Annotated in this window: 25 protein-coding genes; 21 read left to right on the top strand and 4 right to left on the bottom strand. The window is 75.3% G+C overall.

Annotated features, from left to right (window positions below; all coding sequences use genetic code 11):
- The 11 genes from VGB14_07405 to VGB14_07355 all read left to right on the top strand — a co-directional run.
- Positions 1–587 (top strand): laccase domain-containing protein (locus VGB14_07405; GenBank protein ID HEX9992736.1); only part of this gene is annotated, 587 nt, incomplete at its 5' end.
- Positions 584–1258, top strand: coding sequence for a YggS family pyridoxal phosphate enzyme (locus VGB14_07400; protein HEX9992735.1), 675 nt, complete (start codon positions 584–586; stop codon positions 1256–1258). The genes VGB14_07405 and VGB14_07400, both read left to right, overlap by 4 nt.
- 64 nt (positions 1259–1322) lie before the next feature.
- A complete protein-coding gene (sepF, locus tag VGB14_07395) occupies positions 1323–1871 on the top strand; it encodes a cell division protein SepF (GenBank protein ID HEX9992734.1) in 549 nt (182 codons plus the stop codon).
- 18 nt (positions 1872–1889) lie between these two features.
- Positions 1890–2144, top strand: coding sequence for a YggT family protein (locus VGB14_07390; GenBank protein ID HEX9992733.1), 255 nt, complete (start codon positions 1890–1892; stop codon positions 2142–2144).
- Positions 2145–2193: 49 nt separating this feature from the next.
- Positions 2194–3225: a DivIVA domain-containing protein gene (locus tag VGB14_07385; protein ID HEX9992732.1), complete on the top strand. Its 1032-nt coding sequence runs from the start codon at positions 2194–2196 to the stop codon at positions 3223–3225.
- A gap of 55 nt (positions 3226–3280) precedes the next feature.
- Positions 3281–4564 carry a hypothetical protein gene (locus tag VGB14_07380; GenBank protein HEX9992731.1) on the top strand — a complete coding sequence of 428 codons (1284 nt, stop codon included), beginning with the start codon at positions 3281–3283 and terminating at the stop codon, positions 4562–4564.
- A 41-nt stretch (positions 4565–4605) separates the two neighbouring features.
- Positions 4606–7725, top strand: coding sequence for an isoleucine--tRNA ligase (ileS, locus tag VGB14_07375; protein HEX9992730.1), 3120 nt, complete (start codon positions 4606–4608; stop codon positions 7723–7725).
- Entirely contained in the window at positions 7715–8065 is a 351-nt protein-coding gene (locus VGB14_07370) for a DUF167 domain-containing protein (GenBank protein ID HEX9992729.1), read from the top strand. Before ileS ends, VGB14_07370 begins: the two co-directional genes overlap by 11 nt.
- Positions 8066–8128: 63 nt before the next feature.
- Entirely contained in the window at positions 8129–8782 is a 654-nt protein-coding gene (locus VGB14_07365) for a TraR/DksA C4-type zinc finger protein (GenBank protein ID HEX9992728.1), read from the top strand.
- 19 nt (positions 8783–8801) lie between these two features.
- Positions 8802–9335 (top strand): signal peptidase II, encoded by a 534-nt coding sequence (lspA, locus tag VGB14_07360; protein HEX9992727.1) that lies wholly within the window; start codon positions 8802–8804, stop codon positions 9333–9335.
- Positions 9332–10243, top strand: a complete 912-nt coding sequence (locus VGB14_07355; GenBank protein ID HEX9992726.1) for an RluA family pseudouridine synthase — start codon at positions 9332–9334, stop codon at positions 10241–10243. Before lspA ends, VGB14_07355 begins: the two co-directional genes overlap by 4 nt.
- Here the strand turns inward: VGB14_07355 and VGB14_07350 are convergent.
- The gene (locus tag VGB14_07350) at positions 10240–10695 is read right to left on the bottom strand and encodes an Rrf2 family transcriptional regulator (GenBank protein HEX9992725.1); all 456 of its coding nucleotides are present in this window, start codon (positions 10693–10695) and stop codon (positions 10240–10242) included. The two genes, VGB14_07355 and VGB14_07350, sit on opposite strands and share 4 nt — an antisense overlap.
- Positions 10696–10827: 132 nt before the next feature.
- Between VGB14_07350 and VGB14_07345 the strand changes: the two genes are divergently transcribed.
- The 6 genes from VGB14_07345 (at position 10828) to VGB14_07320 (ending at position 18334) form a co-directional block, all read left to right on the top strand.
- Complete coding sequence (locus VGB14_07345) at positions 10828–11910, top strand: alkaline phosphatase family protein (protein ID HEX9992724.1); 1083 nt, start codon at positions 10828–10830, stop codon at positions 11908–11910.
- 19 nt (positions 11911–11929) lie between these two features.
- Positions 11930–12412 carry a proteasome activator gene (locus VGB14_07340; protein HEX9992723.1) on the top strand — a complete coding sequence of 161 codons (483 nt, stop codon included), beginning with the start codon at positions 11930–11932 and terminating at the stop codon, positions 12410–12412.
- 32 nt (positions 12413–12444) lie between these two features.
- Positions 12445–15981 carry a DNA polymerase III subunit alpha gene (gene dnaE, locus VGB14_07335; protein ID HEX9992722.1) on the top strand — a complete coding sequence of 1179 codons (3537 nt, stop codon included), beginning with the start codon at positions 12445–12447 and terminating at the stop codon, positions 15979–15981.
- 20 nt (positions 15982–16001) lie between these two features.
- Positions 16002–16511, top strand: a complete 510-nt coding sequence (locus VGB14_07330; GenBank protein HEX9992721.1) for a DinB family protein — start codon at positions 16002–16004, stop codon at positions 16509–16511.
- A gap of 648 nt (positions 16512–17159) precedes the next feature.
- Positions 17160–17519 (top strand): CrcB family protein, encoded by a 360-nt coding sequence (locus VGB14_07325; protein ID HEX9992720.1) that lies wholly within the window; start codon positions 17160–17162, stop codon positions 17517–17519.
- Positions 17520–17662: 143 nt separating this feature from the next.
- Complete coding sequence (locus VGB14_07320) at positions 17663–18334, top strand: hypothetical protein (protein ID HEX9992719.1); 672 nt, start codon at positions 17663–17665, stop codon at positions 18332–18334.
- Between the two features lie 45 nt (positions 18335–18379).
- Here VGB14_07320 and VGB14_07315 read toward each other — a convergent pair whose 3' ends face one another.
- The gene (locus VGB14_07315; GenBank protein HEX9992718.1) at positions 18380–18781 is read right to left on the bottom strand and encodes a hypothetical protein; all 402 of its coding nucleotides are present in this window, start codon (positions 18779–18781) and stop codon (positions 18380–18382) included.
- Positions 18782–18917: 136 nt separating this feature from the next.
- Between VGB14_07315 and VGB14_07310 the strand changes: the two genes are divergently transcribed.
- On the top strand, positions 18918–19532 hold the full coding sequence (locus VGB14_07310) for a nitroreductase family protein (protein ID HEX9992717.1): 615 nt from the start codon (positions 18918–18920) through the stop codon (positions 19530–19532).
- Positions 19533–19754: 222 nt separating this feature from the next.
- On the opposite strand, the gene VGB14_07305 is transcribed toward VGB14_07310, so the two are convergent.
- Positions 19755–21734, bottom strand: coding sequence for a thioredoxin domain-containing protein (locus tag VGB14_07305; protein ID HEX9992716.1), 1980 nt, complete (start codon positions 21732–21734; stop codon positions 19755–19757).
- 21 nt (positions 21735–21755) lie between these two features.
- Positions 21756–22265, bottom strand: coding sequence for a cupredoxin domain-containing protein (locus tag VGB14_07300; GenBank protein HEX9992715.1), 510 nt, complete (start codon positions 22263–22265; stop codon positions 21756–21758).
- A 103-nt stretch (positions 22266–22368) separates the two neighbouring features.
- Here VGB14_07300 and VGB14_07295 point away from each other — a divergent pair, with 103 nt between their 5' ends.
- From VGB14_07295 to VGB14_07285, 3 genes are read left to right on the top strand one after another with little or no spacing between them, the layout of a single operon-like run.
- Complete coding sequence (locus VGB14_07295) at positions 22369–22929, top strand: sigma-70 family RNA polymerase sigma factor (protein ID HEX9992714.1); 561 nt, start codon at positions 22369–22371, stop codon at positions 22927–22929.
- A complete protein-coding gene (locus tag VGB14_07290; GenBank protein ID HEX9992713.1) occupies positions 22926–23606 on the top strand; it encodes a zf-HC2 domain-containing protein in 681 nt (226 codons plus the stop codon). The genes VGB14_07295 and VGB14_07290 overlap by 4 nt, the downstream gene beginning before the upstream one ends.
- Positions 23607–23645: 39 nt before the next feature.
- Positions 23646–24398, top strand: a complete 753-nt coding sequence (locus VGB14_07285) for an SDR family oxidoreductase (GenBank protein ID HEX9992712.1) — start codon at positions 23646–23648, stop codon at positions 24396–24398.
- Positions 24399–24707 lie beyond the last annotated feature (309 nt).

Raw genomic sequence — 24707 nt, 5'->3', positions numbered from 1 at the left:
CGCTCGGCGAGCGCCGCCGGGCCGTCGCGCCCGGGGCCTGGACCTGGCTCCGGCAGGTCCACGGCGACGGCGTGGTCACCGTGACGGCGCCGGGGGAGGGCGCCGGCCGCGACGCCGACGCCGCCGTCACCGCCGTGCCCGGCGCGGTGCTCGCCGTGGGCGTGGCCGACTGCGCGCCCGTGCTGCTCACCAGCCCTGACGGCGTGGTCGGCGCCGTCCACGCCGGCTGGCGGGGGGTGGCCGCCGGGGTCGTCGAGCGGGCGGTGGCGGCCATGGCCGCCCTCGGCGCCGGCCGGGTCGACGCCGTCGTCGGGCCCTGCATCGGCCCCGAGTGCTACGAGTTCGGCGCCGACGACCTGGCGCAGGTCGTCGCCGCCCTCGGCCCGTCGGTGGCGGCCGCCACGGCCGCCGGCCGGCCCGCGCTCGACCTGGTGGCCGCCGTGCGGGTCGCGGCCGCCCGGGCGGGGGTCGCCACCGTCGACGCCGTCGGCCGGTGCACGGCCTGCGAGCCCGGCGCCTTCTTCTCCCACCGGGCCAGGCGGGACGCCGGTCGCCAGGTCGGCGTCGTGTGGCTGGCGGCGGCGTGAGCGTGGACGCGGCGACGGTCGCCGAGCGGGCGGCGAGGGTCAGGGACCGCATCGCCGCGGCCGGCGGCGACCCGGCCGCCGTCACCCTCGTCGCCGTCACGAAGCGGTTCGGCCCCGAGGTGGTGCGGGCCGCCGTCGACGCCGGCCTCGCCGACGTCGGCGAGAACTACGCCCAGGAGCTGGCGGCCAAGGCGGCCGAGGTCGGCGACGGCCCCCGCTGGCACTTCGTCGGCGTCCTCCAGCGCAACAAGGTCCGCACCGTCGCCGGTCTCGTGCACCTCTGGCAGAGCGTCGACCGGCTCGGCGCCGGCCAGGAAATCGCCAAGCGGGCGCCGGGCGCCGCCGTGCTCGCCCAGGTCGACCTGGCCGGCGTCCCCGGCCGGGGCGGCTGTCCCCCCGAGCAGGTCCCCGACCTGGTCGCCGGCCTGCGCGACCTCGGCCTCGACGTGCGCGGGCTGATGGCCGTCGGCCCGCCCGGCGACCCCGAGGACGCCCGGCCCGGCTTCCGGCTGGTGCGCGAGCTGGCCGACCGGCTCGGCCTCCCCGAGCGGTCCATGGGCATGACCGGCGACCTCGAGGTGGCGGTGGCGGAGGGGTCGACGATGGTGCGGGTGGGCACCGCGCTGTTCGGTCCGCGTGCGGGCAGCGACGGCCTGCGACACTACGCTTGACCCCGCCTCGCGGGCCGGCCCACGCCACAGGGTCGGCGTCCCCGCGGACCTCTGAGGAGCGTGCATGTCATCACTGTGGCGTCGGGCGATGCTCTACCTGGGCCTCGGCCCCGACGACGAGTACGACGACTACGACCCCCAGGACGAGCCCGTCCACGCCCAGGGCTACGTCCAGGGCGGCACGCGCTACCCCCCGCAGCCGGCCCCGGCGCCGCTCCCCGAGCCCGTCCCCGACCACCAGCCGATCGGCACCATCCGCACCATCTCCCCGCAGGTCGAGTCCTCGGCGGTCGTGCAGAAGCCGCGGCCGGCCGTCGTCCGGCCCATCCCGGCGTCGGCCAGCGCCAAGCCCCACGTCGTGTCGCCCACCTCGTTCAACGAGGCCCAGGAGCTGGCGGACAAGTTCAAGGGCAGCCAGCCGGTCATCATGAACCTGCAGGGCGTCGACCGCGACCTCTCCCGCCGCCTCATCGACTTCGCCTCGGGCCTCTGCTACGGCCTCGGGGGGCAGATGGAGCGGGTGGCCGGGTCGGTGTACCTGCTCACCCCGACCAACGTCGAGGTCTCCGCCGAGGAGCGCCGCCGCCTGCACGAGCGCGGCCTGTACGACTGACGTCGGCGCCGCCCTCCCATGATCCTCTGCCGGCTCATCGACCTGTACGTGCTGCTCCTGTTCGGGCGCATCATCCTGAGCTGGTTCCCGCTCTCGCCGGGCTCCGCCCTCGCCTCGGTGTACGGGTTCCTCTACTCGCTGACCGAGCCGGTGCTCGGCCCGGTGCGGCGGATCCTGCCGCCGCTGTCGTTCGGCGGCGCCGGCCTCGACCTGTCGCCGATCATCGTCGTGTTCGGCGTGCGCCTCCTCGCCGCCGTCGTCCTCGGCTGCTGACGCACGGCGTCCGCCAGCGCGCGGCGGCGGGTCGGTACGATCCCCGCCCATGGAGGTCACCCCGCAGCTCCTGAAGGACGTCGAGTTCGCCGACCGCTGGCGGGGCTACGACCAGGCCGAGGTCGACGACTTCCTCGAGCGGGTGGCGGCCGGCGTGGCGGAGCTGCGCCAGCGCCTGGCGGAGGCGGAGGCGAGGGCCGAGGCGGCCGAGCGGCGGGCGGCGGTGGCCGAGTCGCAGGTGGCGTCGTCGGGCACCGAGGGCGCCGACGCGGAGACCATCCGGCGCACGCTCCTCCTCGCCCAGCGCACGGCCGACGCCGCCGTCCGGGAGGCGCAGGACCACGCCGCCCGCACGGTCGCCGCTGCCCAGGAGCGGGCCCAGGCGATGCTGGCCGAGGCCGAGGCGGAGTCCCGCCGGTCGGTCGAGGACACCCGCCAGCGCCTGCTCCAGGAGATCGGCACGCTCGAGGGCGCCCGCGACGCGCTCAGGGGCGACGTGGCCCTGCTGGAGCGCCACCTCGAGGAGTCGCGCCAGCGGCTGCGGGCCTCGCTCCGCGACCTCCAGGAGGTGCTCGACCATCCCGAGCTCCTCCGGCCCGCGCCGGCTCCCCAGCTGAGCGGCGTCACCCGCCCGCCCGCGGACGCGGCCGCCTTCGACGCCGCCGCCGCGGCCGCCGCCCAGGTGGTGGCCGGCGCGGACACGGTCGAGATCGACGAGCGGGACGGCGGCGCGGCCGCCGAGGGCGGCGGGTCGGGCCCGTGGGGTGGCGGCGAGACGGCGCCCGCGCCGGTCGAGCCGGCCGGCGGGTCGGGGCCGTTCGGCGGCGTGGAGCGGGAGGAGCCGAGGGCCGACTGGTCGGCGTCCGAGGAGGAGGGCGGCGAGGAGCGGGCCGGCGTCGCGGTGGGCGGCGACGGCGGCCCGGCCGCCCCCGAGCCGCGGCGCACCCTGGCGCCGTGGGCGGCCGGCGGGCAGGCCGGCCTGCCGATCGAGCGGGCCGAGCCCGGGCACGTCGACCCCGGCGAGCGGCACCGGGCGACCGAGGCGGCGCCGACCCGGCGGGGCCTCCGCCGCTGGCGGTAGGCACGCTCCCAGGTCAGGGCAGGGATCGGCGGTTGCCGCCTAGAAGAACGCGGCCGTGTTCCTGCTGTTGAGCTTCGGGCTGGTGGTCGTGGCCGCCGGCCTGTTCGTGGTCGGCGTGGCGAGCGGCGACCTGGCGGCCGTGTACCTGTCGATGGCCGCCAGCGGCGGCGCCGGGCTCGCGTTGATGGTCTCGGCCCGCCTCGGGCGGGAGCGCAGGACGCAGGCGCCGTCGGCTCCGGCCCCCCTCGACGAGGGCAGCCGGACCGAGCCGGCGCTGGTCGGGGCGGCCACGCCGGTGGGGGAGGCGACCGCCCCGGCCACCACCGCCGGGGGGACGACGCCGTCCGCCCCGCCGTCGCCGCCCCCGCCCTCACCCTCGCCGCCCGCGGCGGCCGCCGCGCCGTGGGACGACGACCTGGCCGGCGAGTTCCCGATCGCCGACTACGACGACCTGACCGAGGACGAGATCGCCCCGCTCCTCCCCGAGCTCGACGAGGAGGAGCTCGACATGGTCGAGGAGCGAGAGCGCCTGACCAAGGCCCGCCAAGCCATCCTCGACCGCATCGACGCCCTCCGGGACGCCGCCGACCCCGCCCCGGAGTCGGCAACCTCGCCGGCCGCGGCCGCGCCGACCCCCGAGCCGACGCCCGAAGCGTCCACCCCCGCTCCCGACGCCTCACCGGTCGAGCCCGCACCGGCAACGGCGGCGCCGGCCGGGGCGGCCGCCGAGCCTGCGGCCGCAGCGTCCGAGCCTGCGCCGGCGACGTCGGCCCCCGCGACCGAGCCCGCGCCGGCAGCGGCCGAGCGTGCGCCGGCGACGTCGGCCCCCGCGACCGAGCCCGCGCCCGAGCCGGCGGCAGCGCCCGCGACCGCCGAGCCCGCGCCCGCAGCGGCCGAGCCTGCGCCGGCGACGTCGGCCTCGGCGACCGAGCCTGCGCCCGCAGCGTCCGAGCCCGCCGCGCCGCCCCCGGCCGCCGAGCGTGCGCCGGCAGCGTCCACCCCCGCTCCCGAGCCCGCACCGGCCCAGCCCACCCCGGCCCCGACCGGTGCGGCGGCGCTGGCCCCGCCGCCGGCGCCCGAGCTCGCCTCCCTTGCCGCGATGGTGTCCGCCGCGCCGGCGCCCCAACCCGCGCCCGGCCCGGCGGCCCTGCCCATCCCGGACCTGCACACCCGGCGGGCCAACGACGTGGTCGCCGCCCTCCGCGACCTCGACGCCGACCAGCTGGAGGCCGTCCGGGCGGCCGAGGAGGCCGGGGCCCGCCGCCGGACCGTGCTCGCCGCCGTCGACCGCAAGCTGGCCAAGCTGCGGGGCCGCCCGAGCGCCCAGACGGGCCCGTAAACCCGGCCGGGGCGGCCGGGACCGGCCTCTACGCTTGGTCCATGCCCGAAGCGCCCTACCCCGAGGTCGAGCAGCAACCCTCGTTCCCCGAGGTCGAGCGGCGCATCATCGCCTTCTGGGACGCCGACGGCACCTTCCCCGCCTCCGTCGAGGCCAGGGACGGCGCCGACGAGTTCGTCTTCTACGACGGCCCGCCCTTCGCCAACGGGCTGCCCCACTACGGCCACCTGCTCACCGGCTACGTCAAGGACGCCGTCCCGCGCTACCAGACCATGCGGGGCCGCAAGGTCGACCGCCGCTGGGGCTGGGACTGCCACGGCCTGCCGGCCGAGATGGCCGCCGAGAAGGCCCTCGGCGTCACCGGCCGGGCCGCCATCACCGAGCAGGGGATCGACCGCTTCAACGCGTACTGCCGCAGCCTCGTCGAGCAGACGGCCGGCGACTGGGACGTCTACGTCTCCCGCCAGGCCCGCTGGGTCGACATGGAGGACGCCTACCGCACCATGGACCTTGAGTACATGGAGAGCGTCATGTGGGCCCAGCAGCAGCTCTGGCAGAAGGGGCTGCTCTACGAGGGCTACCGCGTGCTGCCGTACTGCTGGGAGTGCGAGACCCCGCTGTCGAACTTCGAGACCCGCCAGGACAACGCCTACCGGGCCCGCCAGGACCCGGCCCTCACCGTCGTGTTCGAGCTGGAGACCGGCGAGCGGCTGCTCGTCTGGACGACGACGCCGTGGACCCTGCCGTCCAACCTCGCCGTCGCCGTCGGGCCGGACATCGACTACGCCGTGTTCGAGGAGGACGGGACGCGGTACGTGCTCGGCGAGGCGACCGTCGGCACCTACGCCCGCGAGCTGGACGGCGCCGAGCGGGTCGGGACCGTGAAGGGCGCCGACCTGGTCGGCCGCCGCTACCGGCCGCTGTTCCCGTACTTCGCCGACACCCCGAACGCCTTCCGGGTGCTCGCCGCCGACTTCGTCGACACCGCCGAGGGCACCGGCGCCGTGCACCTGGCGAGCGGGTTCGGCGAGGACGACCAGCGGGTGTGCGAGGCCAACGGCATCCCGGTGGTCTGCCCGGTCGACGACCGGGGCCGGTTCACCGCCGAGGTCCCGGACTACGAGGGCCAGCAGGTGTTCGACGCCAACGCCGCCGTCATCCGCGACCTGAAGGCGGCGGGCGCCGTCGTCCGCCACGAGACCTACGACCACAGCTACCCGCACTGCTGGCGCACCGACACCCCGCTCATCTACAAGGCCGTCAGCTCGTGGTTCATCAAGGTGACGGCCATCAAGGACCGCCTGGTCGAGCTCAACCAGCGGATCGACTGGGTGCCCGAGCACATCAGGGACGGCGCCTTCGGCAAGTGGCTGGAGGGCGTGCGCGACTGGTCGATCAGCCGCAACCGGTTCTGGGGCTCGCCCATCCCCGTGTGGAAGAGCGACGACCCGAACTACCCGAGGGTCGACGTGTACGGCAGCCTCGACGAGCTCGAGCGGGACTTCGGCGTGCGCCCGGCCGACCTCCACCGCCCGACGGTGGACGAGCTGACGCGCCCGAACCCCGACGACCCGACCGGCAAGTCGACGATGCGCCGCGTGGAGGACGTGCTCGACTGCTGGTTCGAGTCGGGCTCGATGCCCTTCGCTCAGGTCCACTACCCGTTCGAGAACCGCGAGTGGTTCGAGTCGCACTTCCCGTGCGACTTCATCTGCGAGTACGTCAGCCAGACCCGCGGCTGGTTCTACACCTTGCACGTCCTGTCGACGGCGCTGTTCGACCGGGAGGCGTTCCGCACCTGCGTGGTCCACGGGGTGCTGCTCGGGGCGGACGGCCAGAAGCTGTCGAAGCGGCTGTCCAACTACCCGGACCCGGTCGACGTGTTCGACACGCTCGGGGCCGACGCCATGCGGTGGGCGCTGCTGTCCTCGCCCGTGCTGCGGGGCGGCGACCTCGTGGTCGAACGGCGGATGATGGAGGAGGCCGTCCGCCAGGTGCTCAACCCGGTGTGGAGCGCCTGGTACTTCCTCACCCTCTACGGCAACGCCGAGGGCCGCCGGGGCCGGGTGACCGACCGGTTCGACCACGTCCTCGACCGCTACGTCGCCGCCAAGACGAGGGACCTCGTCGTGTCCGTCACCGAGCGGTTCGACGCCTACGACCTGTCCGGGGCGTGCGCCGCCGTCGTCGCCTTCCTCGACTCGCTCAACAACTGGTACATCCGCCGGTCCCGCGACCGGTTCTGGGCCGGCGACCAGGCTGCCCTGGACACCCTGCACACCGTCCTCGACGTGCTGTGCCGGGTCGCCGCGCCGCTGCTCCCGATGCTGAGCGAGGCGGTGTGGAAGGGGCTGACGGGGGAGCGCAGCGTCCACCTGACCGACTGGCCCGATGCCGACGCGCTGCCCGCCGACCCCGAGCTGGTGGCGACCATGGACCGGGTGCGCGACGTCTGCTCGGCGGCGGCGTCGGTGCGCAAGGCCAACGGCCTGCGCACCCGGCTGCCGCTCGCCCGGCTGACGGTGGCGGCGGCCGACGCCGACCGACTCGCGCCGTTCACCGGCCTCATCGCCGACGAGGTCAACGTCAAGCGGGTGGAGCTGTCGCCCGAGGTCGGGGCGGCCGGCGACCTCGTCCTCCAGGTCGTCCCGGCCGTGCTCGGCCCCCGGCTCGGCGCGGAGGTGCAGACGGTCATCAAGGCCGTGCGGGCCGGCGACTGGCAGCGGGGCGAGGACGGCTCGGTGACCGTGGCCGGGCGGACCCTCGCCGACGACGAGTACTCGCTCCGGCTGGTGCCCCGCGACCCGGCGTCGAGCGCGGCCCTGCCGGCCAACGCCGGCCTGGTCGCCCTCGACCTCGAGGTCACCCCCGAGCTGGCCGCCGAGGGGGTGGCCCGCGACGTCGTGCGCCTCGTCAACCAGGCCCGCCGGGACGCCGGCCTGGCCGTGTCCGACCGCATCCACCTCGTGGTCGACCCCGGCCACCACCACGACGTGGCGACGGCGCTCGAGGCCCACCGCGAGTGGCTGGCGGCCGAGACCCTGGCCGAGGACCTCGTGATCGGGGGGCCGTTGTCCGACGGCCACCGGGCGACCCTGCCGGACGGCCGGGCGCTGCGGCTGGCCCTGTCCCGCCACGTGGAGGGCGATCGTGGTCGATGACCTGCTGACCGTGGAGGACGACGGCGCCGTCGTCCTCGCCGTCCACGCCTCGCCCGGGGCCGGCCGGTCGCTCGCCGTCGGCCGGCACGGGAGCGCGCTGAAGGTGCGGATCGCCGCGCCGCCGGAGGGCGGCCGGGCCAACGACGCCATCGGCCGGCTCCTCGCCGAGGAGCTCGGCGTGCCGGCGGCCGACGTCACGCTGGTCAGCGGGGCCGCCAGCCGGCACAAGCGCTACCGGATCGCCGGCGCCGACGTCGACGACCTGCGCCGGCGGCTCGAGCGGCTGGTCGACGGGGCGCCGTCGCCCGGCCGGCAGGCGCCGCGGGACCGCCGGCGCTGAGGTTGCCACCGGGCCGAGCGGCCCGTACGATCTTCGACCCTTCGACCGGGGAGAGGATGCTCCATGCCCAGCGCCAAGAAGGCCCCTGCCAGCGCGAAGAAGGCGGCACCCCCGGCGAAGAAGGCCGCCCAGGCGGCGACGGCGAAGGCGGCACCCGCCAAGCAGGCGACCAAGGCGTCGAAGGCGGCCAAGGAGCCGGCCGGCGACGGCGCAGCCAAGGCCAAGGCGGCGCCGAAGAAGGAGCCGGCGGCGAAGAAGGCGACCCCGGCGAAGGCGGCGAAGAAGTCGACCAAGGCCACCAAGGCCGACGCGGCCCCGCCCCCCGAGCAGGTCGACGGCTCGCCGTTCCCGCCCGAGTTCCTGGAGCAGCAGCGGGCCGCCCTCCTCGACGAGCGGGCCACCTACCTCCGCCAGGCCGAGAGCCTGCGGGCCGAGGCGGACGCCCTGGTCGCGGACTTCGAGCCGGGCGACGTCCAGTTCGACGAGGAGTCGGGCGAGGGCGACACGATCTCGGTCGAGCGGGAGCGGGACCTGGCCCTGTCGGCGTCGGCGAGGGCGATCCTCGAGGAGATCGACCGGGCCCTTGCCAAGCTCGACACCGGCACCTACGGCATCTGCGAGGTGTCCGGCCAGCCGATCCCGGCGGAGCGCCTCGAGGCGATCCCCTGGGCGAGGGAGCGCGTCGAGTACAAGACGGGCGGCCTGGGCCGCCGGTAGCGGCCCGACCCCCGGCCCGGTGGCCGTCCCCGCCCGGCACGACGGCCCGCACGCCCCGGGCGGGCCCGTCGACGACGGTCACCCCCGGCCGTGGGGCCTCCTCGCGGCCGTCGCCGCGACCGTGCTCGCCCTCGACCAGCTGACCAAGTGGTGGGCGCTCGAGGCCCTCGACGACGGGCCCGTGCACGTCGGCTGGACCCTCGACCTGAGCCTCACGTTCAACACGGGGACGGCCTTCAGCTTCGGTCGAGACCTCGGGCCGGTGATCGGCCTCGTCGCCGTCGCCGTCGTGCTCGGCCTGCTGCGCACGAGGATGGCGACGTCGAGCCCGGCGACGGCGACCGCCGTCGGGCTGATCCTCGGCGGCGCGCTCGGCAACCTCGCCGACCGGGCCTTCCGCAGCGGCGGCGAGGGGTTCCTCGGCGGCGCCGTCGTCGACTTCGTCGACCTGAACTGGTGGCCGGTGTTCAACCTGGCCGACGCGGCCATCGTCGTCGGCGCCCTCGCGCTGGTCGCCTTCGGCTGGGAGGCGACGGAGCGGTCGCGGCGGTGAGGGTCGTCGTCCCGCCGGCCCTCGTGGGCGAGCGCCTGGACCGGGCCGTGGCCATGGCGACGGGGGTCAGCCGGGCCCAGGCCGCCGAGCTGGTGGCCGCCGGCGCGGTGGCCGTGGGCGGGCGGCCGGTGACGACCGGGGCCTACCGCCTGGCCGACGGCGACGTGGTCGACGTCGAGGTCCCCGAGGCCCCGGCCGACCGGGGGCCGGCGCCCGACCCCGCCGTCCCCGTGACGGTGGTCCACGCCGACGACCACCTCGTCGTCGTCGACAAGCCGCCCGGGCTCGTCGTCCACCCGGGCGCCGGGACGGCGGCCGGCACCCTGGTCAACGGGCTGCTCGCCCGGTTCCCGGAGATGGCCGGCGTCGGCGACCCCGACCGGCCCGGCATCGTCCACCGGCTCGACAAGGGCACCTCCGGGCTGCTGGCCGCGGCCAGGACGCAGGCCGCCTACGAGCGGCTGGTCTCGGCGTTGGCGGCGCGGGACGTCGAGCGCCGCTACCTGGCCCTCGCCTGGGGGCACCTCGAGGCGGCCGCCGGGCTGGTCGACGCCCCCGTCGGCCGGTCCAAGCGGGCGCCGACGAGGATGAGCGTGGCCACCACCGGCAAGGAGGCGAGGACCCGCTACCGGGTCGTGCGCCGCTTCGACGACCCCGTGCCGACGACGCTCGTCGAGTGCCGCCTGGAGACGGGCAGGACCCACCAGATCCGGGTGCACCTGTCGGCCATCGGCCACCCGGTGGTGGGCGACCCCGACTACGGCGGCCGCCGCCAGCCCGTCGACGCCGCCCGCCCGTTCCTCCACGCCGCCCACCTCGCCCTCGACCACCCGGTGACGGGGGAGCGCCTCGCCTTCGACAGCCCCCTCCCGGCCGACCTGGTCGCCGTCCTCGAGGGCCTCGGCTAGGCCTGCTGGGGCACGGGGTCCTCGGGCCAGTCCCGCTCGCCCTTGGCCATGGCGGCCACGTCGGCGAGGGTGGTGGCGTCGAGGTGGCGGCGCATGTGCTCGCCGACGTTGTGCCAGACGGCGAGCAGCACGCACTGGCCCTCGTGGTCGCAGGCCCCGTTTTTGTGGGGCTCGCCGAAGTCGCCGAGGGCGATGGGCCCGTCGACGGCGCTGACCACGTCGCCGAGCGTGATCCGGTCGGCTTCCCTGGCCAGCACGTAGCCGCCGCCGACCCCCCGCTTCGAGCGCACCAGCCCGGCGCCCTTCAGCGCCAGCAGGATCTGCTCCAGGTAGGGCTGGGGCAGGCCGGTGCGGTCGGCGATGTCACGGACGCTCGTGGGGCGGCCCTCGGAGTGCAGGGTGAGGGACAGCAGGGCCCGGCAGGCGTAGTCCCCCCTGGTGGAGACCTTCACCGGCGACCTCGGCCGTCCATCGCCTCATCGTACGGGCCGGGGGCCGGCGTTGGAGGTTGGGCGGGAGCGGCCGATAGGGTGCGGGGCCGGGGCGAGTGCGGTGCCGAAAGGATTCCTTTGGGCGATCATCCGGTGCTCCCGGACTACGCGGGGGCGTGCATAGCGAACGTCGTGCCGGCGCTGCTCGAACCGGCCGACACCCCGCCGCCCTGGCTGCCCGAGCCCGCCGTCGCCGCCGACCAGGTCGTGCTCCTCACCCTCGACGGCCTCGGCTGGGACCAGCTCCAGGCCAGGCGCCACCTCGCGCCCACCCTCGCCGGGATGGCCGGCGGTCCGATCACGAGCGTGGCCCCGACCACCACCGCCACCGCCCTCACCTCGATCACCACCGGGATGTCGCCGGGTGAGCACGGGGTCGTCGGGTACCGCATGCACGTGGCAGGCGAGGTGCTGAACGTGCTGCGCTGGTCGACGGCGGCCGGCGACGCCCGCCAGAGCATCCCGCCGGCGAAGATCCAGGACCACGAGGCGTTCCTCGGCCACCGCCCGCCGATCGTCACCCGGGCCGAGTTCCGCCACTCCGGCTTCTCCGGCGCCCACCTCGACGGCACCCGCTTCCACGGCTGGCGCACGACGTCGACGCTCGTCGTCGAGGTGCGCACCCTGCTGCGGACGGGGGAGCCGTTCGTCTACGCCTACTACGACGGCATCGACAAGGTCGCCCACGAGTACGGCCTGGGCGAGCACTACGACGCCGAGCTGGCGTCGGCCGACCGCCTCGTCGCCGACCTCCTCGGCGTGCTGCCGCCCCGCGGCGTCCTCGTCGTCACGTCGGACCACGGGCAGGTCCACGTGGGCGACGCCGTCGTCCCCATCGCCGGGGAGGTGATGAGCCACACCGCCCAGCTGTCCGGCGAGGGCCGGTTCCGCTGGCTCCACGCCAGGGCCGGGCGGCGCGCCGCCCTCGTCGAGGCGGCCAAGGCGCTCCACGGCGACCAGGCCTGGGTGGCGACGCGGGACGAGGTCGCCATGGAAGGCTGGTTCGGCCCCCGGCTGAGCGACGCCGGCGCCTCCCGCCTGGGCGACGTCGTGCTGGCCGCCAGGGACGACGTCGCCTTCTCCGACCCCCACGACACCGGCCCCTACCACCTCGTGGGCCGCCACGGCTCGCTGACCAGGGCCGAGGTGCTCGTGCCGCTGCTGGTGTCGGCCTGACCCGAGAGGACCACCGCACATGACCGACCAGGAACCCCAGGCGCACGTGGAGCACCCCGAGGTCGTCCCGGCCGGCCAGGCGCCGGCCGACGCCGACGGGCGCCGGGAGGCCGTCGAGCAGCCCGCCAAGCTGATGCGCATCGGCTCGATGATCCGCCAGCTCCTGGAGGAGGTGCGGGGGGCCGACCTGGACGAGGCCAGCAGGGACCGGCTCCGGGAGGTCTACGAGACGTCGGTGCGGGAGATCGGCACGTCGCTGTCGCCCGACCTCCAGGAGGAGCTCGGCCGGCTGGCCCTGCCGTTCGCCTCGGGGACCCCGAGCGGCGCCGAGCTGCGGGTCGTCCAGGCCCAGCTCGTCGGCTGGCTGGAGGGGCTGTTCCACGGCATCCAGGCCTCGGTGTTCGCCCAGCAGATGGCGATGCGCCAGCAGATGGAGGCCCGCCGCCGGCTCCCGGCCGGCGAGGAGCAGCCGTTGGACCCCCGTCCCGGCACCTACCTCTGACCGCGTCGCTACACGCGTGTAATTTGGCGACCGTGCCGTCCTCGTTCGCCCACCTCCACCTCCACACCGAGTACTCGATGCTGGACGGGGCGGCCCGCATCGGGGAGGTGGTCGCGGCCGCGGCCGAGGACGGCCAGCCGGCCATCGCCATCACCGACCACGGCAACATGTACGGGGTCCTCGACTTCTACAAGGCGTGCCGGAACGCGGCGATCAAGCCGATCGTGGGCATCGAGGCGTACATGGCCCACGACAGCCGGTACGAGCGGCCGGCCCGGCGGGGCCGCCTCGACGACACCGGCGGCGAGGCCGAGGGCGGCCACAAGCTCTACTACCACCTCACCCTGCTGGCCGAGGACGCCGCCGGGTACCGCAACCTGATCCAGCTGGCCAGCCGGGCCTTCCTCGAGGGCTACTACTACAAGCCGAGGGTCGACTGGGACCTGCTCGAGGAGCACAGCGAGGGGGTCATCGCCACCACCGGCTGCCTCGGCGGCCACGTCCTCCAGTCGCTGCTCGCCGGCGACGAGGAGGCGGCGCTGAAGAAGGCCGGCCGCCTCCAGGACATCTTCGGGCGCGACCGGCTGTTCGTCGAGGTCCAGGACCACGGCATCGAGGCCCAGCGCCGCACCAACCCCCAGCTGGTCGAGATCGCCCGCCGGCTCAACGCACCGCTCGTCGCCACCAACGACAGCCACTACACCCGCAGGGCCGACGCCACCGCGCACGACGCCCTCCTCTGCGTGCAGACCGGGTCGCTCATGAGCGACGCCGACCGCTTCAAGTTCCACGGCGACGAGCACTACCTGAAGACCGCCGCCGAGATGCGGGCCCTGTTCGCCGACCTCCCCGAGTCCTGCGACAACACCCTCGCCATCGCCGAGCGGGTGAACCTCGAGATCGAGTTCGGCGACTCGAAGCTGCCCCGCTTCCCGCTGCCCGAGGGCTTCACCGACGACGCCGCGTACCTGCGCCACCTGACCTTCGAGGGGGCGAGGGCCCGCTACGGCGACCAGCTGCCGGACCGGGTCGTCGAGCGCCTGGCCTACGAGCTGAAGGTCATCGGCGACATGGGGTTCGCCTCGTACTTCCTGATCGTCTGGGACCTGATGCGCCACGCGAGGGAGTCGGGGATCAGGGTCGGCCCGGGGCGGGGGAGCGCGGCCGGCTGCTGCGTCTCCTACTGCCTGCGCATCACCGACCTCGACCCGATCCGCTACGACCTGCTGTTCGAGCGGTTCCTGAACCCGTCGAGGATCTCCATGCCGGACATCGACATGGACTTCGACGACCGCTTCAGGGACGAGATGATCCGCTACGCGGCCGAGCGCTACGGCCGCCAGCACGTCGCCCAGATCGTCACGTTCTCGACGATCAAGGCCAGGGCCGCGGTGCGGGACGCCGCCCGGGTCCTCGGCTACCCCTACGCCGTCGGCGACCGGGTGGCCAAGGCCATGCCGCCGCTGATCATGGGCCGGGACACGCCGCTGTGGGCCTGCCTCGACGAGCACCCGAAGTTCACCGACGGCTACAAGATGGCCGCCGACCTGCGGACGATGTACGCCACCGACGAGGAGGCGCGCAAGGTCATCGACGTCGCCAAGGGGCTCGAGGGCCTCCGCCGCCAGGACGGGATCCACGCGGCCGCCGTCGTCATCACCGACGAGCCGCTCACCGAGTACCTGCCCGTCCAGCGCAAGCCCGAGGCCGGCCAGCGCCCCGAGGACGCCCCGATCGTCACCCAGTACGAGATGCACGGGGTGGAGGAGCTCGGCCTCCTCAAGATGGACTTCCTCGGGCTGCGGAACCTGTCGGTGATCGAGACGACCCTCGACCTCATCCGCAGGTCGAGGGGCGAGACCGTCGACATCGACTCGATCCCCCTCGACGACCAGCCGACCCTCGACCTGTTGTGCAGGGGCGACTCGATCGGCGTGTTCCAGCTCGAGGGCGGGCCGATGCGGGCGCTCATGCGGTCGCTGGCCCCGAGCAGCTTCGACGACGTCGCCGCCCTTGTCGCCCTGTACCGGCCGGGGCCGATGGCGGCGAACATGCACAACGACTACGCCGACCGCAAGAACGGGCGGCAGGCGGTCACCTACCCGCACCCGGACCTCGAGGAGGTCCTCGGCGACACCTACGGCCTGATGATCTACCAGGAGTCGGTGATGCGGGTCGCCCAGAAGGTGGCCGGCTACTCCCTCGCCGAGGCCGACAACCTCCGCAAGGCCTGCGGCAAGAAGATCCGGGAGCTGATCGCCAAGGAGCGGGAGAAGTTCGTCGAGGGCTGCGAGGCGACCGGCTACGGCCGCGACCTCGGCACCCGGCTGTTCGACATCATCGAGCCGTTCGCCGACTACGCCTTCAACAAGAGCCACGCCTACGGCTACGGCTACGTCGCCTACCAGACGGCCTACCTCAAGGCCCACTACCCGGTCGAGTACCTGGCCGCGCTGCTCACCAGCGTCAAGACCAACCTGGAGAAGGCGGCCGTCTACCTCTCCGAGTGCCGGTCCATGGGGATCAGGGTGCTCGTGCCGGACGTGAACGTGTCGGTGGCCGACTTCACCGCCCTCTCGGCCCGCCCCGAGGACCCGCCGGGCACCGTCGGCGCCATCCCGTTCGGCCTGTCGGCGGTGCGCAACGTGGGCGAGGGGCTGGTCGCGCTGATCGTCGCCGAGCGGGAGCGGGGCGGCCCCTTCTCCGACTTCTACGACTTCTGCGAACGCGTCGACCCGGCCGTGCTCAACAAGCGGTCGGTCGAGTCGCTGATCAAGGCGGGCGCCTTCGACGCCATGGGCCATCCCCGCCGGGGCCTGCTCGCCGTGTTCGAACAGATCGTCGACCGCACCCTGGCCCGGCGCCGGGAGCGGGACCAGGGCGTGTTCAGCCTGTTCGGCGACGGCGCTGGGCCTGGCGAGGGCTTCGACGAGCGCATGCCGATCCCCGACCTCGAGTTCGACAAGCGGGACCGGCTCCGCTTCGAGAAGGAGATGCTCGGGCTCTACATCAGCGACCACCCGCTGCTCGGGGCCGAGGCGGCGCTGGCGCGGCGGACGGACTGCACGATCGCCGCCCTCCGGGAGGCCAAGGACGGCGAGACGAGGACGTGCGGCGGGGTCGTCACCGCCCTCCAGCGGAAGTGGACCAAGCGGGGCGACCTGATGGCCGTGTTCATGCTGGAGGACCTGGGCTCGGCCATCGAGGTCATGGTGTTCCCGAAGACGATGACCGAGCACGGGCACAAGCTGAACGAGGACGTCGTCGTCTGCGTGAAGGGCAGGATCGACGCCAGGGAGGACGTGCCCAAGCTCATCGCGCTCGAGGTCGAGCCGTTCGAGCCCGTGGTCGGCCTTGCCCCCGTCGGGGTGCGGGTGCCGCTGTCGGTGAGCGACGACCTGGTGGCCAAGCTGAAGCGGCTCCTCTCCGAGCACCCCGGCGACGCGCCGGTCGTCCTCCACGTCGGGTCCCAGCAGGTGCGCCTGCCGCCGGCGTTCTCGGTCCAGCCGAGCACCGGGCTGTTCGCCGAGCTGCGCGTGCTGCTCGGCGACGGCGCCGTCGTGACGTAGGGCGGCGTCCGGAGGCGGCCGTGGCGTGCGCCGGGTGCGGGTTCGTGTACGAGTCGGTGCCCGCCGACGGGGTCGCCGCCGCCCTGCGCGCCGTCGGCGGCCGGTACCGGGCCGTCCTCGGCGGGGCGGACGCCGCTGCGCTCGCCCGCCGGCCCGACCCGTCGACGTGGTCGGCGGTCGAGTACACGGCCCACGTGCGCGACGTCCTGCTCGTGCAGCGTGACCGGGTGATCCGGGCGCTGGTCGAGGACCGCCCTTCGTTCCCGCCGATGTGGCGGGACGAGCGGGTGGCGCTGGCCGGCTACGCCGACGAGCCGCCGGCCGACGTGCTCGCCGGCCTGGACCTGGCGGCCGCCCTCCTCGCCCGGGTGTTCGACCGCCTCGGCCCCGACCAGCTGACCCGGCCGTGCGTCTACAACTTCCCGGCGCCCGCCGACCGCGACGTCCTCTGGGTCGGTCGCCACACGCTGCACGAGGCCGAACACCACCGCCAGGACGCCGAGCGCGTCCTCGCCGCCGTCACCGCCTGAGCCAGCGCTCGGCGCCGGCCGCCCCGCCGGAGGCGCGTGCCGTTCGGCCCGGTGGCGCGGCCGGTCGTCGGGAGGTGGGCGATGGGCGCGAGCGGGTCCGGTGGCGCGCCGGACGGCGGGGGGTCGGGCCCGGTGGCGCGGGCGGTCGCCGGGGGTGGGTGATGGGCGCGAGCGGGTCCGGTGGCGCCCCGGACGGCGGGCGGAGGCGGGTGAAGTTCGGCTCGGTGGCGCGGCCGGTCGCCGGGGCGGCCATGGGCGCGAGCGGGTCCGGTGGCGCGCCGGACGGGTGGTCGGGCTCGGTGGCGGCGCTCGCCGGGGCGGCGGGCGGGGGCGCAGGCCCGGTGGTACGGGTCGCCCGGAGAGCCGGCGATGGCGGCGCGTGGGCCGGTGGAGGGTCGCCCGGGGGTGCGCGCGGGCGGTGTGACGGTCGCCGGGCGGGGTGCCGCGGGTGGCGCCGGTCGCTGGGGCGGCGGATGGGCCGCCCGGGATCCGGTGGTGGTTCGACGGCCGGCCGGGTCGGCCGGTGGCGCCGGTTGCCGGGGCGTGGGATGGGCCGCCCGGGATCCGGTGGTGGTTCGACGGGCGGCCGGGCCGGCCGGTCGCGCCGGTCGCCGGCGGCGGGGATGGGGGCGCGTAGGGTCGGTGGTGATGCGAGCGCTGTTCGTCGCCGTGGCCGGGGCGGCCGGGGCGTCGTGCCGGTACGCCATCGGGCTGGCCGTCGGCGTGCGGTCGTTCCCGTGGGCGACGCTCGGCATCAACCTGACGGGGTCGTTCCTCCTCGCCGCCCTCCTCACCGCCGGCACCGAGCGCGGGTGGTCGCAGGACGTCACCGTCCCGCTCGCCGTCGGCTTCCTCGGCGCCTACACGACGTTCTCGACCTTCTCCTGGGAGGCCTTCACCCTGGCCCGCACCGACCGCGTCGGGACGGCGGCCGTCTACGTGGCCGCCTCCCTGGTCGGCGGCATCGTGGCCGCGGCCGGCGGCTACGCCGTCGCCCGGGGCGGCTGACCTCGCTCCGCTGAACGCCAGAGCGGTCGCTGCCTCTATCCTTGGGGGCGCCGGGAGGCACGAAAGCCGTCGCGGCCGCCGTCCTCATTCGGTAGGTACGAGACGACGCGGCACCGCGTGACCATGTTCGGGGGCTCAACAGGATGGCGATCGAGGTCGAGACCAAGGACTGCACTGCGCTGAGCGACGCCGAGTTGGCGGAGATGGCCGACCTGTGCGCCGACGGGCCGAGCGGGTTCGGGGTCGGGGTCCTTTCCAAGGAGGTCGAGTCCTGGGTCCTCGTCACGCAGGTGCGCGAGGGCACCAAGCTCCGGGGATTCTCGTTCAGCACGCTCGAGCGCATCGGCGGCACGCCGTGCGTCCTGATCGGTCTGGCCTCCGTGGGCCGGGGCGCCCGCCGCGACGCCGTGCTGCGCGGGATCATGGGCGACCAGTTCCGCCGCGCCGTCCTCGCCTTCCCCGACGAGGACGTCCTGATCGGTGCCCGGTTCGCCACGCCGGCCGGCTTCGAGGCGTTCCGCACCCTGCACGACATCGTCCCCCGGCCGGGCCACAAGGCGTCCGGCGAGGAGCGGGCCTGGGGTCGCCGGCTCGCCAAGCGGTTCGGCATCGAGAACGGCAGCTATGACGACCGCAGCTTCACGGCCAGGGGTGACGGCACGGTGGCCTGCATCCTCGACCACGAGTCGCTGAAGCCGGAGACGGTGGATCCCGAGGTGGCCGCGCTGTTCGAGGGCGTCGACGCCGCGAAGGGCGACAGCCTCATCGCCTTCGGCTGGGCCATGGCCGAAGACCTCGACAAGCTCAACCGCTAGTCAGGGCACGCTCCTCTCGACTCGGGACGCTGGCGGCGCGCGCCTTCAGGTGAGGTGGACGGCCGCGAGCACGAGGGTGCCGACGGCGATCACCGAGCCCAGCTGGGCGAACGCGAACGTCCTCGCCTGGTAGCCGAGGTCGACGCGGATGCTCGCCAGCACGTCGCGGCTGGCGCTGTCGATCCGGTCGACCAGCCGGTCCTCCAGTTGGACGAGGCGATGGTCCAGCTCGATGTTCCTTCGCTCGACGTCGGCCGTGCGGGCGTCGATGCCGGCCATGCGCTCGGCCAGCCGCTCGTCGAGGCTCGTGATGCGCTCGCCGAGGGCCTCGATCTGCGCTCTGAGGGCGGCGGCCAGGCCGGCGAGCTCCTGGCGCGTCGCCGGTGCCCCCCACTCCGCCGGCGGGAGGTCGTCCATCAGGGTCTGCGCCTCCGCCTCGCCCAGCACCTCCGCCAAGCGAAGGCGGAGCCGGTGGCGGCTCCGCTCATCGACGGCCATGATCCCCTCCAGAGGGCGACGTGGCAATCCGAAGAGGAGCATCGCCTGCTCCCGAGGCCGGGGCACGGAGAGGATAGCCGAACACATGTTCGAGAGCAAGCCGTTCGAGGAGGTCGTCCGGCGGCGTCGGATGGTGAGGAGCTTCGAGGACGGGCCGGTCGAGCGCGAGGTCGTCGACGGCATGCTCGACCTGGCCCGGCGGGCGCCGTCGGCCGGCTACAGCCAGGGCACGGAGTTCCTCGTCCTCGACCGGCCCGAGGACCGGGACCGGTACTGGTCGATCAGCTTCGCCGGCGAGGACGAGCGGGAGCGGTTCCGGTGGCAGGGCCTGTTCCGGGCGCCCGTGCTCGTGCTCCCGATGTCGAACGAGCGGGCCTACCTCGACCGGTACTCGGAGCCCGACAAGGCGCCCGCCGGGCTCCAGGAGGCCGACGCCTGGCCCGTGCCGTACTGGGACGTCGACGCCGGGATGGCGACGATGGTGCTGCTGCTCGCCGCCGTCGACGCCGGGCTGGGGGCCCTGTTCTTCGGCATCTTCGGGGGCGAGGCGGAGCTGCTGCAGGCCTTCGGTGTGCCGGCGGAGTACCGGCCGATCGGCACCGTCGCCATCGGCCACCCCGCCGAGGGCGGCCCGACCGGCTCATCCGCCACGCGCCGGCGCCGCCCCTTCGACGAGGTCGTCCACCGCGGCGGTTGGTGACGGGCGCTCCGTCGGCGGTCGCTCGTTCCGGCTCGTCGGCCGGGGCGGCCGGCGGAGCGGGCCGGCGTCAGGCGGCGGCGAGCTCGTTCCGGCTCGTCGACCGGGCGCTCGGGGCGCCGGACGGGGGCGGCGGCGGGCTCGGGTTCGAGGCGCTCGACGGAGTCGGCCGGCGTAAGGCGGCGGCGGGCTCGGGTTCGAGGCGCTCGACGGAGTCGGCCGGCGTCAGGCGGCGGCGAGCTCCGCTTCGAGGCGCTCGACGGAGTCGGCCGGCGCCCGGCAGGCGAAGTCGCGGCACACGTAGGCCAGACCGGGGGACCGACCCTCCCACAGCGGCGACGAGTACGGCTCGCCCCACGCCAGCACGCCGTTCGGCAGGTACCGCCGCTGGACGGCGGCGACGAGGTCGGGGCGGTCGCCGGTGACCGCGACCTCCACGGCGCCGGCGGTGGCCAGGTCCACGGCGACGAGCAGGTGGGAGAACGCCGTCGGGTGCTGGGTGACGACGGCGCCGACGAGGCGGAGGACGTCCTCCGCCCGCTCGCGGTAGCGGTCCTCGCCGGTCAGCGCGGCGAGGCGGAGCAGGGCGACGGCGGCGAGGCTGTTGGCCGACGGCGTGGCGTTGTCGAGCAGGTCCTTCGGCCGCACGACGAGCGCCTCGGCGTCGTGGGCGGTCGTGAACACCCCGCCGCCCTCGTCGTCCCAGAACCGCTCGAGCAGGGCGTCGGCCACCGCCCTGGCCTCGGTGATCCACGTCGCCCGGCCGGTGGCCTCGCCGAGGCGGGTGAACGCGTCGACCAGGGCGGCGTGGTCGGCGGCGTAGGCGAGGTGCCGGGCGTCGCCGCCCTGCCACGATCGCAGCCACCGCCCCGACCCGTCCCGCATCGACGACAGCAGGAAGCGCCCCGCCGACTCGGCGGCGGCGACCCAGTCGGCCCGCCCGGTGGCGGCGCCGGCCTCGGCCAGCGACGACACGAACAGGGCGTTCCACTCGGCCAGCACCTTGTCGTCGAGGCCCGGCCGCACCCGCCCGAGACGGTGCTCGTAGAGGCGCCGGCGGGCCTCCTCCACGGCCGGCGGCCGCCGCAGGTCGCCCCGCACCGGCCGGTGCAGGATCGTCGTCCCGTGCTCGAAGTTCCCCTCGTCGGTGACGCCCCACCAGTCGAGGGCGGCGGGGGCGAGGTCGTCCCCGAGGACGGAGCGGACCTCGTCCGCCGTCCACACGTAGAACTTGCCCTCGACCCCCTCGGAGTCGGCGTCCTCGGCGGACGTGAACCCTCCGCCCGGCGAGGCCAGGTCGCGCAGCACGTAGCCGACGGTCTCCTCGACGACCTGGAGGTACCGCGCCTCGCCGGTCAGCTGCCAGGCGTGGAGGTAGGCCCGCACGAGCAGGGCCTGGTCGTAGAGCATCTTCTCGAAGTGGGGCACGAGCCAGCGCTCGTCCACCGAGTAGCGGGCGAAGCCGCCGCCGAGGTGGTCGTAGATGCCGCCGGACGCCATGGCGTCGAGCGTGGTGGTGACGGCGTCGAGCGCCCGCTCGCTCCCGGACCGGGCGTGGGCCCGCAGGAGGACCTCGATCGACGTCGCCTGCGGGAACTTCGGCGCGCCGCCGAACCCGCCCCAGCGGGGGTCGAACGAGGACAGCAGGGCGGCCTCGGCGTCGGCCACCGCCTGCCGGCCGGGGAGGTCGCCGCCGGCGGCCAGCCGGCCCATCCGCCCGACCGCCTCCGTCAACCGGCCGGCCTGGCCGAGCACCTCGTCGCGGCGATCCCGCCAGGCGTCGTGCACGGCCCGGCACACGTCGACGAAGGCCGGCATCCCGCCCCGGCCCACCTTCGGGAAGTACGTGCCGCCGAAGAACGGCTCGCCGGTCGGCGTGAGAAACACGGTCATCGGCCAGCCGCCGTGCCCGCTCATGGCCTGGACGGCGTCCATGTAGACGGCGTCGACGTCGGGCCGCTCCTCCCGGTCGACCTTCACGTTGACGAACAGCTCGTTCATGACGGCGGCGACGTCGGCGTCCTCGAAGGACTCGTGGGCCATGACGTGGCACCAGTGGCAGGCCGAGTACCCGACCGACAGCAGCACGGGCACGTCGCGCCGGCGGGCCTCGGCGAACGCCTCCTCGCCCCAGGGCCACCAGTCGACGGGGTTGCCGGCGTGCTGGCGCAGGTAGGGGCTGGTCTCGGAGGCGAGCCGGTTCACCCCCTCACGCTAGGGGGAGGGTCAGTAGTCGAGACCGCCGTCGTCGTCGCTCTCGGTCGACGTGCCGCTGCCGCTGCCGCTGTCCTCGCCGGCGCCGGCCGAGTCGCCCTCCTCGAAGAAGAACGCCCCCTGCATGCCGCCGTCGCGGTGGAACCGGCAGTAGAACGGCGTGGCGCCGCTGTCGGGGAGGGTGACCTCGACCTCGACCTCGTCGCCGCCCGAGACCTCCTCGTCGATGCCGAGCGAGTCGACGGTGAACGTGTGCGGCCGGCTGCCCTCGTTGTGGAGCGTGACCGTCACGGTGCCGCCCGGCGTGCCCTTGATGAACGTCGGCTCGAAGTAGTTGTCGTCGATCTCGACCTCGAGGTCGGCGGTGTCACCGGTGGCCTCGGCCGTCCCCTTGTTCTCGACGTCACCCTCGAGCTGCACGGGCGCGTTGGAGGACGTCTCGCCGCCCCCGTCGTCGTCGTCGCCCCCGCACCCGGCGAGGACCAGGACCACGACCAGCACCGGCAGCAGGAACTTGCGCATCGGGAACCCTTCCTGATCGAAGATGGCGACATGGTGACCTACGGACGGCGGCCCGTACGGGATTGCCAGCAATCCCGCCGGCCGCGTCGGACGTAGTACGGGCGTGTGGGCCGCTTCCGACGAGGCCTTGCTCGCCGGCTTCGGCACCGGCGACCCGACGGCCGCGGCCGCGTTCATCAGGAGGTTCCAACGGCGGGTGTACGGATTGGCGCTCGTCGTCGTCAACGACGAGGGGCGGGCGGAGGACATCGCCCAGGAGGCGTTCGTGCGGGCGTGGCGCCACGCGACCGCGTACGACGCGCGGAAGGGCTCCGTCGCCACCTGGCTCCTGGCCATCACCCGCAACCTCGCCATCGACGCCGTCCGCGTGCAGCAGGCGCGGCCGGCCGACGTGGTGGACCTGTCCGACCTCGGCCTCGCCGCCTCGGACCCCGACCCCGGTGAGGTCGCCGAGGTGGACGCCGACGTGGCGAGGATGCGCGACGCGCTCGGGGACCTGCCCGTCGAGCAGCGGCGGGCGCTCGTGCTCGCCGCCCTGCACGGCCTCACCGCCCGGGAGATCGGCGAGCGGGAGGGCATCCCGCTCGGCACGGCCAAGACCCGCATCCGCTCGGGCCTCATGCGGCTCCGGGCGACGATGACCGCCGGGGAGCTGGGGGCATGACCCCGCGGCTGCGCTGCGACGACGTCCGGGCCCTCGCCCCCGAGCTGGCCCTCGGCGTGCTCGACGGCGTGGAGCGGGGGGCCGTCCTCACCCACCTCGCCCGCTGCGACGCCTGCCGGGAGCTGGTCGCCGACCTCGCCCGGGCGGCCGACGGCGTGCTGCTCGCCGCCCCGGCGGCCGAGCCGCCGCCCGGCTTCGAGTCCCGTGTCCTCGAGCGCCTCACCGCCGACCTCGAGGCCGGCCCCGTCCGGCTGGCCGGCCGCCGCCGGCGCCGGTCGGTGCTCGCCGGCGCCGTCGCCGCCGTCGCCCTCGTGCTGCTCGGCGCGGCCGGGTCGTGGGCCGCGCTGCGCCCGCGGGGCGGCGAGGAGCTGCTCAGCGCGCCGATGGAGGACGCGGAGGGCGACGAGGTCGGCGAGGTGTACCTGTTCGACGGCGAGCCGTCGTGGATGTTCTTCGAGATCGACGGGTGGACCCCGGCCTGGGGCGACGCCCGCTACGCCGTGCAGGTCGACCTCGTCGACGGCGGCCGGGTGCTGCTCGACGACGCCACGTTCGCCAGCGGCGGCGGGGCGTGGGGGTCGGTCGTCGGCGTCGACGTCCACGAGGTCCGCTGGGTCGGGGTGATCGACCCGGCGAGCGGCCGGGTCTACTGCGGGGCCAGCCTGCGCGACGCCTGACCCCCGGGTCGGTCGCGGGGGAGCGGGTACCGTCGCCCGATGGACATCCGCCTCGACGGCAGGGTCGCGCTCGTCACCGGCGCGTCGCGGGGGATCGGCCGGGCCATCGCCGCCGAGCTGGCCGCCTCGGGCGCCAGGGTGATGCTGTCGAGCCGGAAGCAGGACGCCCTCGACGCCGCCGCCGCGGGGATGACCGGCGAGGTGGCGACGTTCGCAGCGAACGCCGGCGAGCCCGACCAGGCCGAGGCGTGCGTCGCCGCCACCGTGGACCGCTTCGGCGGCCTCGACGTGCTCGTGAACAACGCTGCCACCAACCCCTACCTGGGCCCGACCATCGACATCGACCTGCCCCGGCACGACAAGACCTGGCAGGTGAACTTCCGCGGCGCGCTGGTGTGGACCCAGCTGGCCTGGCGGGCGGCCATGCGGGACCGGGGCGGGGTGGTGTTGAACGTCGCCTCGCTCGGGGGCTTCGTGACCGAGCCGTCGATCGGGCTCTACAACGCCACCAAGGCGGCGCTCGTCTACCTGACCCGCACCCTCGCCGCCGAGCTGGCGCCGGGGGTGCGGGTGAACGCCGTCGCCCCCGGGCTGGTGAAGACGGACATGGCGCGGGCGCTGTGGGAGCCGGCGGAGACCCAGATCGCCGCCCGCACCCCGCTCCGGCGGCTGGGCGACCCGTCGGACATCGCCGAGGCGGCCGTGTTCCTCGTGAGCGACCGGGCGTCGTGGATCACCGGGCAGACCCTGATCGTCGACGGCGGCGCCCAGGTGCGCCCCGCCTGGGGCTGAGCGCCGCCGGGGCGCCGGGGCGCCGGGGCGCCGGGGAGCACGACCGGCTCGAGGCTGAGCCCCCGCCGGGGCGCCGGGGCGCCGGCCGGCACGACCGGCGCGAGGCTGCGTCGCCGCCGGGGCGCCGGGGCGCCGGCCGGCACGGCGGGCCCGAGGCTGCGGCGGGGCGGGGCGCCCGGGCGGCGGGGTCCGCAGCCGGTACCCTCCGTCGCCGTGGCCTGGGAGGCGGCCTGCCCGAGGTGCTCGGCGTCGGTGGCCGCCGACGCCCGCACGTGCCCGTCGTGCGGCGCGGACCTGACCGGCGCGGTG

This window comes from Acidimicrobiales bacterium, assembly GCA_036399815.1.
Classification (GTDB): domain Bacteria; phylum Actinomycetota; class Acidimicrobiia; order Acidimicrobiales; family DASWMK01; genus DASWMK01.
This window is presented reverse-complemented; position numbering and strand designations above follow the sequence as displayed.